We start from the raw sequence: 12,063 nt of genomic DNA on the forward strand, positions 1-12,063 counted from the left end.
CCACTGCATTTACCAATCGATTCCGGCTTGCGCCTGAATACCGTTGTCGAAGGCATGTTTTACCGGACGAACTTCGCTGACCGTATCGGCAAGTTCCAGTAACTGGCTATGGCAGCCGCGCCCGGTGACAATGACGGTCTGATGAGCAGGACGATTCACAATCGCGGCGATCACCTCCTCTGTATCCAGATAACGATAAGCCAGCATATACGTCAACTCATCCAGCACGACCAGATCGTAATGCGCATCGGCCAGCATGCGTTTACTTTCCTGCCAGACACTCTGTGCTGCCTGAATATCAGACTCCCGGTTTTGCGTTTCCCAGGTGAATCCGGTACCCATAATATGGAATTCAACGCCGAGCGGTTGCAGGGTGTTGTATTCACCATTATCCCACTGGCCTTTAATATATTGCGCGATGCCAACCGTTTTTCCATGGCCGACAGCGCGTGTTGCTGTACCGAATGCCGCCGTCGATTTGCCTTTGCCGTTGCCGGTGAAGACAATCAGGACGCCTTTCTTTTCGGTTGCTGCGGCCACGCGGGTATCAACGTGTTCTTTCAGTTTCTGCTGCCGCTGACGGTGCCTTTCGGTGTTGGATCGCGCTTCCATTATTGCTCCTTAATGCCCTGCAGGGCAGGTTGTGCAGCGATGCTGCTGCTCAAACTGACTGAAGAAGTTATTGCCTTTGTCGTCGACCAGTACAAACGCAGGCAGATTTTCGACTTCCATCATCCAGACGGCTTCCATGCCCAGTTCGGGGTACTCGAGGCAACGTAAGCTCTTCACATATTGCTGCGCCAACAGGGCTGCTGCGCCGCCGATGCTGCCAAGGTTGAATCCGCCATGCTTATGACAGGCATCAGTGACCTGCTTGCTGCGGTTACCTTTGGACAACATAATCAAACTGCCGCCAGCGGCCTGGAACGCATCCACGTAGCCATCCATACGACCGCCGGTCGTCGGACCGAGTGAGCCGCAGGCTTTGTTCTCCGGTGTTTTAGCCGGGCCTGCGTAGTAGACGATATGGTGTTTCATGTACTCCGGCATGGGTTCGCCGTTATCCAGGCGTTCTTTAATTTTGGCATGGGCGATATCGCGGGCAACGACGATCGGGCCATTCAGAGTCACACGCGTACCAATCGGCAACGCAGAAAGGTCATGCAGGATCTCACGCAAAGGACGATTAAGATCAAGGCGAACGGTCTGAGCGCTATTTTCTACACGCTGAGAATCAGGAATGTATTTGCCCGGATTGTGCTCCAGTTTTTCCAGCCAGATGCCGTGTTTGTTAATTTTCGCTTTAATGTTGCGATCGGCCGAGCAGGAGAGCGCCATTGCGATAGGGCAGGAGCCGCCGTGACGTGGAAGACGAATGACGCGAATATCATGCGCGAAATATTTACCGCCAAACTGTGCGCCGATGCCAAACTCACGGCTGGCATTGAGCAACTTAGTTTCCAGCGCGGTGTCGCGGAATGCCTGACCCAGCTCGTTTCCGCTGGTGGGCAGGTTATCGTAGTATTTCGTCGAAGCCAGTTTCGCGACCTTCAGTGCCTGGTCGGCTGACAATCCACCCACCACAAACGCGATGTGGTACGGCGGGCAAGCCGCTGTTCCCAGCGACTTCATTTTTTCGATCAGGAAAGCGGTTAATTTCTCGGGTTGCAGGATTGATTTGGTTTCCTGATACAGCGCCGCTTTGTTAGCGGAACCGCCACCTTTGTTGACGAAAAGGAAACGGTATTCGCTGCCCTGTGTCGCACAGATATCGATTTGTGCTGGCAGGTTGGTCTGGGTATTGACCTCGGTGTACATGTCCAGCGGGGCATTTTGCGAGTAGCGCAAATTATTCTCTGTGAAAGTGGTATAGACCCCTTTGCTTAACGCTTCAGCGTCATTGCAGCCCGTCCAGACATTCTGCCCTTTGCACGCCACAACCGTTGCCGTGCCGGTGTCCTGGCAGTTGGGCAGCACGCCTTTGGCGGAAACCTCAGCATTACGTAGCAGCTGCAGGGCGACGTATTTATCATTACTGCTGGCCTGCGGGTCATGCAGAATACTGGCGATTTGTTTCAGATGTCCGGCGCGCAGGAAAAAAGAGGCTTCATAAAACGCCTGCTGAGCCAGCAATGTTAGCGCCTCTGGCGCAACTTTGATGACCTCTTCACCGTCTAACTCCGTTACTGAAACGTATTTATTACTCAGCAATTCGTATTCTGTATTATCTTTTTGTTGAAGAAACGGTTCCTGCCAGACAAATGGTTTAGACATTTTAACTTCTCACCTTGTGGTTATTTTGCCGGATGGCGGTGCATGCACCTTATCCGGCCTACGTGTTCACTATCCGTTGTAGGCCGGATAAGACGCCTGAGCGTCGCCATCCGGCATTTTCTTACTGTGCTAAAAAGAGGTTAGCTTTCGTCGCGTGTGCGACATCTTCGATCGTTTTCTGTGCGCGAACGCTGTTACCGGCTTGATCCAGTGGCGGAGAATAAACGGCGATGGCGTACTCACCCGGGACGACGGCGACCATACCGCCGCCGACACCGCTTTTCGCCGGAATACCCACGGTGTACAGCCACTTACCACTACCATCATAGAGACCGGCAATGGCCATTTCCGCCAGCACCTGCGGAACATACTTCTCGCTCAACAACTGTTTGCCGTTGAAGGGAGACTTGCCTTTGTTGGCGAGGACAGCGCCCATTTTGGCGAGTTGCTCTACATTGAGGTCGACCGAACACTGACGGGTATAAATCTCGACGGCTTCATCGGTGTTTCCATAGAAGCTGTTATACGATTCCATCAGTTTCGCCAGCGCCTGGTTATGCTGGTTGGTGTCCATTTCCGATTTGAATACCGGTTGGTTGACAACCAGCTTCGCATCCGCCCAGTCATTCATGTAATTGAGAATTTTGTTCCAGCGATCCGTTTTGTCTTTCGCTTCAATCAGACTGACGGTACTCATGGCGCCCGCGTTGACCAACGGGTTTTCCGGCGCGCCTTTTGTCAGTTCGACCGCCAGACCGGAGTTAAACGGTAAACCGGTAGCATTGGCGCCGAGTTTATCCAGCACGACCTGCGTTCCATGCTGCTCCATCGCCAGCGCCATCGTGAAGACTTTGCTCAGCGACTCCATTGGAAACGGTTTGCTGACATCGCCGACTTTGTAGATTTTTCCATCCACAGTGGCGATAGCGATACCGTAAAATTTCGGACTGTATGTCGCCAGAGCAGGGATGTAGTCGGCGACTTTACCATCGTTATTGTTTTTATATTTTTGATGCGCTTGCTCTATGATTTGGGCGTAATCCGGAGCGGGTTGAGCCCAAACGGCAGCACTGCAGAGTAAGCTTGCCGAAAACACACTGACGCTAAGAAGTTTTAGATTCATAAAGGATCCTGGTGAAGTTAGTGTTGGTGTTGTTGTTGGAAAAAAGGCCGACCGGAGTCGGCCCAATGCATCGGGTTATATAAAATCAGGAAAGAGCAGCTTCGGTAACCGGACGTTGTTCAGGGGCTTTACCACGGCAGCCTTCACCGAAGTGTTCGCCTTCCCAGCGGCTGACAATCGCAGCACCCATGGCGTTACTCATCACGTTGGTCGCGGAACGGCCCATGTCGAGGAACGGATCGACGCCCATCAACAGGATCAAGCCTGCTTCAGGAATGTTGAACTGGTTGAGGGTTGCGGCAATAACCACCATTGACGCACGCGGTACGCCAGCCATGCCTTTTGAGGTCAGCATCAGGATTAACAGCATGGTGATCTGCTCGCCCATGCTCAGTTCGATGTTACAAGCCTGTGCGATGAATACGGTCGCAAACGAGCAGTAGGCCATAGAGCCGACCAGGTTAAAGGAGTAACCGATAGGCAGAACGAAGCTGGCAATCTTGGAAGAGACGCCGAATTTTTCCAGTTTATCCAGTGTGCCAGGGAAGGCCGCTTCAGAACTGGAGGTGGTGAAGGCCAAGAGAGCGGGTTCAAGAATAGATTTGGTCAGACGACCGATGCACGGACCAATAAGCATCGTTGAGAGACCAATCAGAATCGCCCACAGCATACTCAACGTCAGGTAGAACTCGCCCATAAAGATACCGGCGCTGACCATCACGCCCAGACCGCGTTCAGCGATCAGCCCGGAGATGGCGGCAAACACGGTCAGTGGTGCAAACAGCATCACATAACCGGTCAGTTTCAGCATCACGTGTACCAGAGAGTCGAGCACTTTCACGATTGGCTCTGCTTTTTCTCCGATCGCCGCCAGGCTGCAACCGAGGAAGATCGAGAACACGACAATCTGCAGGATTTCGTTACGCGCCATCGCATCCACAATACTGGTAGGAACAGCGTGTGAGATAAAGACTTTCAGCGTGAACGGCTCAGACTTAACGGCGGCCACAGCACCGACGTCATGAGGAACAAAGTTAATGCCAGCACCAGGTTGGAAAATGTTAACAATGACCAGACCTAACGCAATTGAGACCAGGGACGCGAGAATAAAGAGAGAAAACGTTTTTGAAAATATACGTCCCAGAGTTTTCGCATCGCCCATTTTGGCAATACCTACCACAAGGGTAGAAATAACCAGAGGGGCAATAATCATTTTCACCATTCGTAAGAATATAGTAGTGAAAATAGAAATATCTTGTGAATACGATTTTGCTGTGTCAGCCGATGCCACATTATTTATGGCCACCCCGGCAATCATCCCGAGTATCAGGCCTAATATGATCATCTTTGTTAAACTAATTTTCTTCATGTTTACTCCATCGGAAAATGGCTGGTGATTAATGTGTAGGGTTAGCCAACACCTGAGCGCAGAAAAACACTCAGGTGCTCGCTTGTTATGACCAACCGCATGAATTATGCGAAGTACTGCGATACAGCAGAATCCAGTACTTCAATGGTTGTTGTTGTGTTATTTATTAAAAATCAAAATGGATACTGAGTAATGGCGCATGCTGCTGGGCACCATAAACATCATTGTCCCCCACATTGCCGGAGATAATATCGCGCGGCATGACGATTTTTACCGCGTTAGCTGGATCAAACCAGACAATGCGATGAATAAAGTCAGGCTCCACGTGATATAACTCAGCGATAAGCTGTGGTGTTAATTGCCCCGATTCTTTTACACGCTGATAATCTTCACGAGTTTTAAATAAAATATCTAAAACCAGTTCGTACGGTCCGGCGTTTTTGGAACGGATTACCTGCGCCAGTGAACAAATTGACTGTTTCATGCCTGGATTCCTTCTGGCGTCACCTGTTCGATGTGGAAATCAAAACGCAGTGCGTCGTTTGCCTCAATCAGATGGTAGATTGAGAACTCATACACCGGCCCACTTGGAATATCAGACGGTGAGAACGGGAAGGCGAGGTTGCCCGCCGTGGCAATTCGGTTTTCATAACCGTAATGCAGCAGGGTAGAGCGCACCAGCGAGCAAACGCTGTTGGCAATGTCCTGCGTTGGCGCAACCACGTCCAACAAGATCCCCAGTTCGTGTCCGGCTGACTGCATCGGTTCATGGAGACCCATGACGCCGTTTTTACCGTACAGATGGAACGTGATACGGATGCTGTCATCATTCAGAGAGAGGTTGCTCGCCACACTGGCTTTCACCTCTTCAAGAATGGTGTCAATGCCCGCGATCATGATTGGATCGCGTGTTCCGGCGATGGTCATGCAACGGAACCCGACCTGACGCGCACCTTCCAGTTTCAGTGCATAAGGTGTCTCTTCATGGCGTGAACCGCTGACGTAGACTTCGCCCTCGTTCACGGCCTTAAAGCTACAGCCTTTCAGGTTCAGCACGCCGCCGGGACCTGGCAAGAAGTACGGATCTGACTTCTCATACAGGGTGTGGGCAGCCGCCGAGGTTTCGGTAAATTTACGCTTCGGATTAAATGTCTTCAGCGTGAAACCGTTGTCATCGATGATCCCCATCGCGCAGTCTGAGCCGGAGCCAGGTGTTGCAGCAATGGCAGCACATTCAAGGATCTTCCCGCAGTGCAGAGCCAACCCTTCATCGAAACCTTGCATGATGGGCAGGGCAGCGAAGCAGGCCGGGTCGTATGCCCGTCCGCCAAGTACCACCTGCGCACCGGCTTCCAGCGCACGCTGGAAAGGCTCGACGCCCATCTGCGCGACGATGTAAGTGCTCGCGTCAATGGCTTCGTGGGTAAGTTCCGGCACGAAGTCGAGGGCGGTAATTTTCCCGTTGTCCAACGCTTGATGAACGACGTCTTTTTCAACATCCGCCGGGATTAACGCCATGGAGAAGGTCAGTTTCTCTTCCTGCGCAATCTCCAGGATTATCTGGCGACACCATTCCAGATGCGGTGCCGCACCGGATCCACCGGCTGTACCAATCACCACCGGAATATTGTTTTTCACGCCAGCGGTGATCATATACCGCAGATCGCGTTTAACGCCTGCCCGATCGGTAAACGGTTTACCGGCGCCCAGGTAGTGAGGGCCTGGGTCAGAGGATCCCGCGTCAACAGCAATAAGATCCGGTGACTCTTCCATGGCTTTGCGAAAACTCTCTTCCGGGAAGCCATAACCCAGAATAGCCGTCGGCGATAAGATCTTAAATGTGCGAGCCATTTCTTAATCCTTTGTCTGCAACAACGCGATGGTACGGTTCATTTCGTTGAACACGATATTGAGACCTTCATCGAAGCCCATACCCGGTTTGATCAGCATACGCATTGGGCGTGCGGCCAGTGCGACATGCACACAGGTGCGGGCGCTGATCTCGGTTTCATTGCAGGTACCGCCCTGATAGGCTTCCATTCCGTGCTTGTTGCAGTACAGCACTGCATCAACGATGTTGTGAATACCGCCCAGATCCGGGGTTTTGATCTGCACCATGTGGCAGCTGCCTGCATCGGTGAAGTCCACGATATCCTGGTAGGTGTTACACCATTCGTCGGCCACAATTTTCACGCCGGAACCCAGACGGGTCAGCTCTTTGGTGATTTCGGTCAACAGACGGATCTGATCCGGTTTGTTACCCGCATCGACCGGACCTTCAATGTACAGCGGCAGACCCTGTGCTTCTTGTTCCAGGCTGGCGATATACGCTGCGCAGCGAACCGGGTCCATATCGAAAATCAGACCAATCGTGCCGTACACATCGATATGCAACGTCGGGTGGTAGTGTGGGCTGGTGCGCAGGCTCAGGATGCGGTCAGACAGCCAGCGGACATACTCACGCAGTTTTTCGCCTTCAAGGCCCAGTTTCTCTTCGACGTTGTTGATCAGCGCATGGGGCAGAACATCAACACCTTTGAGGATCATTTTGTCGACAGCGATGTAACGGTCATCGCCACTCTGACCAAATAAAGGAATCGCTTCAGGAACGCATGGCAACTGCCATTCGTCGCAAACGACTTCTGTTTTCAGGCGACCGGATGCCAGCGCAGTGGCGTCCAGCAGTGCCTGAGACAGACCGTAACGTACTGCGGTATGCAGCAGCTGGCCGTCAATGCGCAACTGGTCGAAGAAGCGGGCGTTCGGCAGGAACGCGTCCACATCGCGGCCTTCCAGCAGCGGTTTAATGTGGTCATTCAGGAATGGAATGAAATTTTCCGCCAGGAAGAGGGGATCACGACCACCCGCGCCAGAGTACTGCACCGCAGCGCAGTCACCGACGGCAACCGTACCGTTTTCCAGAATCAGTTGTACAGAGACGCACTCACCGGCCTGACGAACGGAAGTAAAACCAGGCGTTACCGGATCGCCGGTGTAAATGAACCCATCATGACCCGCACCATTTTTGATCGCCTGCTGATCGTCAAAATAAAATGAGGAGTAGCCAGCGGTGAAAAGGGCCTGTTTAATTTTCATTATGGTCTTCCTATTAATTTACTGTGGGATACGGCGTTAATGTCATCGATAACCATCTGGAAGGAAGGTTTACGACCTTCGAAATTCGCACGCTCTGCAACGTAGTCGTGGTGCAGGGCGAGAATGTCTTTCGGCAGCGGAACCGCACCGGCTTCGAGGATACGAATGGCGCCTGAGTTATCGCGTACTGGCAGGATTTTGCCTGCGTTACAGGAGGCTGGTGCGAAAGGCACGTCCAGAACACCCGCTTCAAAGGCCAGCACTGTGCCGCGCGCAATGTCGCCGTTGCCCAGTTCGAAGACTTTTTTCAGTACTGCGCGGACTTCGCTCTTGATCAGGTCGACTTCTTGTTCCACGGCAGCGCACTGCGGGAATTTCTGGTCGCAGACCATATTGAGCATCTGGCGAGAGGCTTTAAGCCCTTGCGCATTTGCCGCAGCCGTCGGGATACCCCATGCTTCGTGCGGACTCTTGGTGATGACTTTAGTGGCGCCGGACATACCTGCGACCGCTGCACCCCAGGAGATGATGGCAAACGCTTTGGATTCATCTTCCGGGAAGCCGCCCATCCACTGGTGGAATACCGTACTCAGCTCGTAATCGTCGAAGCCATAATTCTGGAAGTATTCGTGAGACAGTTCGCGCAGGGACTGAATCGCGGCGATGTCTTGCGTCAGGCTACCCACCTGGCCATAACCGACGGTAATAGATTTAACGCCCTGTTCCAGTGCCAGCAGACCTTCGATAATGGCCACTGAGTGGGACATAAACGGCGGGATCAGGGTACCGGTCAGCGGGCCGAACGGTTCACGGTTGATACGGATACCGTGTTCTTCATACATCCCCATCATACGGTCGCAGTACTGCCAGTCGCGGATGGATTTTTCCAGCGTAACGCGCTTGGCGTAAGGGATGTTGTAGGAGATACCGCCGCCTTCATAGCTGGTGAATCCACTGGCCATGGAGATTTCACCCAGCAGACGTGCATCCGGCGTACCGTGACGAATCTGCAGAGGTTTTTCCAGCGTTTCGGTCAGACGACGGCAGGCGGCAACCCCGTGGTTAACAACCGGTAACCCGTTCAGTTTTGACGTACCCGCTTCAATGGATTTTTGAATCCCGATAGCCGCTTCTTCATAGCGGTTCAAACGGGTATACGCATCGATAGTGGTCGGCAGAAGGTCGCACTCTTGCTGCAATGTTTTGAGCAGTTCAATGTGCTCATCCATTAACGCAACGCCCGCGCGCGGCTGACTCAGGGTTTTGCCTTCCTGGTCGGCTTTTAACAGTGCGTGAGAAAAGCGTTTACTCTCTGGAATAGTCTGTTGGTATTTAACGCCATCTTCAAAATTTTCGACGTCCTTGCCGGTATGCCAGGTTTTGATAACCTCGGCGCGCTCGGTCATGAATTCATCATGGGTTAACTTTTTATTTCGGAGTTCCATTCTTTGTAGCCTTATGTTTTATAGGGTTAAACATTGAATGCTGGTGCGAGCAGCGGCGTGCGGGTACAACCTGGCAACGTTAGCCAGGAGAGGAAGCAGGCCATGAGAATCGCGGTAATATTCGAACTGGTTCGGTAACAGGATCCTTCTGCCCTCGTCATCCAGTTCCCGGTATTTAAGCCAGTTATGAATATCGAACTGGCTGGCGCGCGAGAGCCATCCGCCCGAACCGACGATTTTACGAACAGTGGTGAGATCGCGGCCCATTTGTAAGTCGACGTTTCCCACGCAGGTACAGACCTGTTTTTTGGTTCCGGCGTGTCGCTCGGCGGCGTAGCCTACACAAAGTCCTGCCAGCAGGGTGTCGAAGTACTTTTCTTCTGCGTTGTGCGGCAGGTAATCCGGGTGCGCTACCAGGTGACGCAAGTAACCGTAAAAGGCTTCCTGACGTGCCGGTTGTTGAGCAAATATGACATTCGCCAGTTCCTGGGTACTTTCACCCACGACGACGGCAGAGACGCGCATGCCCAGATCGCCTTCTACGGTACGCTTGACGAAAGGTTCTGGTACGCCATGCAGCACAGTGTCAGGGGAGAGCGTGTTAGCGCTGGCAGAGTAGACATCTGTCGTGGCGCCGCCCATGTCGAACAACATGAACTCTTTCCACGCGCTGTCGTAATCGCTTATCGCTTTCACCAGCTCAAAGACGGTCCAGGGCGTTGGCATCGGCTCTTCACCGGTCGCGTCCACAATGACGTCCAGTCCTTTGCCTTTCACGATGCGTGATAAAAACAGATCGCAAATGGCCTGACGGGCGGCATACGGATTTGGGTGATCGAGATCTGGCAGAATGTTATCTACTGTGGTCAGATCCTTGTGCGCCAAAATAGACTGTATTTCGTCCTGAATATCCCTGTTTCCAGCGTAAATAATGGCGCAGTTGACATTCGACTCAGCCAGCGCACGCGCATTTGTCAGGCCGTAGCTTTCTTCACCACCATCAGTGCCGCCAGTAAACAGCAGGATGTCCGGCGGCGACGTTTCCAACGCCTTAATGTCATGCCGGTTGAGTTTGTACGAGTAATACTGCGCGATTTTTGCCCCCGCAGAGTGTGCGGTGACTTTCGCAGATTCCAGCGTAATAGAAGGTACAAGCCCCATTGCGGCAACGGCGAGTCCACCTTTGGCCGATGAGGAATACTTCAACTGCACTTCACCACTTTTCAGTAACGGGCGAGCATCGGTAACATTTAGCACCTGATTCAGGCTGGCAAAAAAACCTTCTGCCAGATGATGCGTGGTGGTTGGCGTCAGGACATGGTTTACCAGGGTTAACGCGTCCCCTTCGTAATCGAAGAGGGCGGCCTTGGTCCACGTCGATCCGATATCGACAGAGACTGTTTGCATCAGATAGCCTCTTCGAGACAACGCTGTTCAACACCATTATGCTGGTGAATATCTTTGGTGATAAGTTGGCAGACATCTTCCAGATCATGGCTTGGTGCGAAGACACGGTTAAAGCCCATTTCTTTAAACTTCGCTTCTACGTCGGCAAATTCGTGCTTCCCGACGACCAGGTTACCGCCGACATAGAGCAGAATTTCACCGATGCCACGTTCGATGCAGCGCTCACGTAAACCGAGGCAGTCGATATCGCCGTGACCGTAAATAGATGACACCACAATTGCATCGGCACCGGTTTCGATTGCGGCATCGATATATTCATCCTGGCTCACCATCACCCCCAGATTGATTACGCGAAAATCATGGGCAGTAAAAACGCGATCCAAAACTTTATTGCCTACCGCATGGCAATCAGCACCAATGACGCCAATAACAAGTGTAGATTTTTTCATGAGTAATCCTCTGTAGGGCTGTTGGTAAAAAAGTAAGATTCGTTTTTAATATTTAGAACGTAGGTTGTCATAACCTGTTAATAGCCCAGGAGTGTCTGTTTAAGCTAAAAATGAAGCAATTGATCTATTTTCAAAATATCCTTCTGAAAACGATTTCTCAGAATTTAGTTATTAAATAAACCGTTTAAAATCAATCATTTGACTGTTGTGTTTGTGGCAATAATTTTATTTAATTACATAATCGCTTAATAAGTGAGATGTCATCTTTGTGATCGGAATCTTATTTGCTGAAAATGAGAATATTTTGTTGCTTATATAAGTGGAAGGATGAAATTGTGAACTGCGTAACGGAATATAATATAATAAGGCGTTAGGTGTTTTTATCATTGTTAATGAAAAGATAAAAATGATAAATATTTGTTTTGTTTAAATGCTGTTTGCAGTAATGCGATTTTATATTTGCGATCTATGTATCATTCCCCAGCATTAATAATCACATGAGATACTACTTGATGCTTTTTCTGCGTGTGATCAAAGTAAATTTTTCATTGTCTGTATTAAACGCATTACGGCAATCGCTAATTACCCTGCCATTTTTATCAATCCACGGGAGATTTTTTTCAGCATCGATGTCGTCGGACAGATCGCTTGTGGAAGACGTTTCCCTTCACCACCAGGGCTCTCTGCGTTGTTCATAAAAATGGGAGGCCAGGGAAGAACGTATCCTGCGTCTGTACCCTCCTTCTGAAAAGGGTTGTGACGCGACTGCGGCTCCCTTTGCCAGAGAGATAATCGGCCGTCTGGAAACACATATGGATGGACGGATTTGTTCCGTCCATTATGTTAATGCTAGACCTCCTGCCAGTTTGTGACATGGCAGTTTCTGATGAAATACCAGTA

At 51.3% G+C, this 12,063-nt stretch carries 10 protein-coding genes; all 10 read right to left on the reverse strand.

What is annotated here, in order from left to right; genetic code table 11:
- Nucleotides 1-9: 9 nt before the first annotated feature.
- Nucleotides 10-612, reverse strand: a complete 603-nt coding sequence (cobO, locus tag CJP72_RS16925; RefSeq protein WP_162382516.1) for a cob(I)yrinic acid a,c-diamide adenosyltransferase — start codon at nt 610-612, stop codon at nt 10-12.
- A 9-nt stretch (nt 613-621) separates the two neighbouring features.
- The gene (locus CJP72_RS16930) at nt 622-2,274 is read right to left on the reverse strand and encodes a class I fumarate hydratase (protein WP_162382517.1); all 1,653 of its coding nucleotides are present in this window, start codon (nt 2,272-2,274) and stop codon (nt 622-624) included.
- 121 nt (nt 2,275-2,395) lie between these two features.
- Nucleotides 2,396-3,397, reverse strand: coding sequence for a glutaminase A (gene glsA, locus CJP72_RS16935; protein WP_162382518.1), 1,002 nt, complete (start codon nt 3,395-3,397; stop codon nt 2,396-2,398).
- An 85-nt stretch (nt 3,398-3,482) separates the two neighbouring features.
- Nucleotides 3,483-4,766, reverse strand: a complete 1,284-nt coding sequence (locus CJP72_RS16940) for a dicarboxylate/amino acid:cation symporter (RefSeq protein WP_162382519.1) — start codon at nt 4,764-4,766, stop codon at nt 3,483-3,485.
- 166 nt (nt 4,767-4,932) lie between these two features.
- On the reverse strand, nt 4,933-5,250 hold the full coding sequence (locus CJP72_RS16945) for a DUF4387 domain-containing protein (protein WP_162382520.1): 318 nt from the start codon (nt 5,248-5,250) through the stop codon (nt 4,933-4,935).
- A complete protein-coding gene (locus CJP72_RS16950) occupies nt 5,247-6,617 on the reverse strand; it encodes an acyclic terpene utilization AtuA family protein (RefSeq protein WP_162382521.1) in 1,371 nt (456 codons plus the stop codon). The genes CJP72_RS16945 and CJP72_RS16950 overlap by 4 nt, the downstream gene beginning before the upstream one ends.
- Nucleotides 6,618-6,620: 3 nt before the next feature.
- Nucleotides 6,621-7,862 carry a methylaspartate ammonia-lyase gene (locus CJP72_RS16955; RefSeq protein WP_162382522.1) on the reverse strand — a complete coding sequence of 414 codons (1,242 nt, stop codon included), beginning with the start codon at nt 7,860-7,862 and terminating at the stop codon, nt 6,621-6,623.
- Nucleotides 7,862-9,307 (reverse strand): methylaspartate mutase subunit E, encoded by a 1,446-nt coding sequence (locus CJP72_RS16960; RefSeq protein WP_162382523.1) that lies wholly within the window; start codon nt 9,305-9,307, stop codon nt 7,862-7,864. The genes CJP72_RS16955 and CJP72_RS16960 overlap by 1 nt, the downstream gene beginning before the upstream one ends.
- An 18-nt stretch (nt 9,308-9,325) precedes the next feature.
- Nucleotides 9,326-10,714, reverse strand: a complete 1,389-nt coding sequence (gene glmL, locus CJP72_RS16965; RefSeq protein ID WP_162382524.1) for a methylaspartate mutase accessory protein GlmL — start codon at nt 10,712-10,714, stop codon at nt 9,326-9,328.
- Nucleotides 10,714-11,163 carry a methylaspartate mutase subunit S gene (gene glmS, locus CJP72_RS16970; RefSeq protein ID WP_162382525.1) on the reverse strand — a complete coding sequence of 150 codons (450 nt, stop codon included), beginning with the start codon at nt 11,161-11,163 and terminating at the stop codon, nt 10,714-10,716. The genes glmL and glmS overlap by 1 nt, the downstream gene beginning before the upstream one ends.
- Between the last annotated feature and the right edge of the window lie 900 nt (nt 11,164-12,063).

The sequence above is a fragment of the Citrobacter sp. NCU1 genome (assembly GCF_010231475.1).
Classification (GTDB): domain Bacteria; phylum Pseudomonadota; class Gammaproteobacteria; order Enterobacterales; family Enterobacteriaceae; genus Citrobacter_D.

Excerpts from the sequence above, each read along its gene's own strand:
- CJP72_RS16940 (WP_162382519.1), bottom strand. The coding sequence starts at position 4,766 with ATGAAGAAAATTAGTTTAACAAAGATGATCATATTAGGCCTGATACTC.
- glmS (WP_162382525.1), bottom strand. The coding sequence starts at position 11,163 with ATGAAAAAATCTACACTTGTTATTGGCGTCATTGGTGCTGATTGCCAT.
- glsA (WP_162382518.1), bottom strand. The coding sequence starts at position 3,397 with ATGAATCTAAAACTTCTTAGCGTCAGTGTGTTTTCGGCAAGCTTACTC.
- cobO (WP_162382516.1), bottom strand. The coding sequence starts at position 612 with ATGGAAGCGCGATCCAACACCGAAAGGCACCGTCAGCGGCAGCAGAAA.
- CJP72_RS16955 (WP_162382522.1), bottom strand. The coding sequence starts at position 7,862 with ATGAAAATTAAACAGGCCCTTTTCACCGCTGGCTACTCCTCATTTTAT.
- CJP72_RS16930 (WP_162382517.1), bottom strand. The coding sequence starts at position 2,274 with ATGTCTAAACCATTTGTCTGGCAGGAACCGTTTCTTCAACAAAAAGAT.
- glmL (WP_162382524.1), bottom strand. The coding sequence starts at position 10,714 with ATGCAAACAGTCTCTGTCGATATCGGATCGACGTGGACCAAGGCCGCC.
- CJP72_RS16950 (WP_162382521.1), bottom strand. The coding sequence starts at position 6,617 with ATGGCTCGCACATTTAAGATCTTATCGCCGACGGCTATTCTGGGTTAT.
- CJP72_RS16945 (WP_162382520.1), bottom strand. The coding sequence starts at position 5,250 with ATGAAACAGTCAATTTGTTCACTGGCGCAGGTAATCCGTTCCAAAAAC.
- CJP72_RS16960 (WP_162382523.1), bottom strand. The coding sequence starts at position 9,307 with ATGGAACTCCGAAATAAAAAGTTAACCCATGATGAATTCATGACCGAG.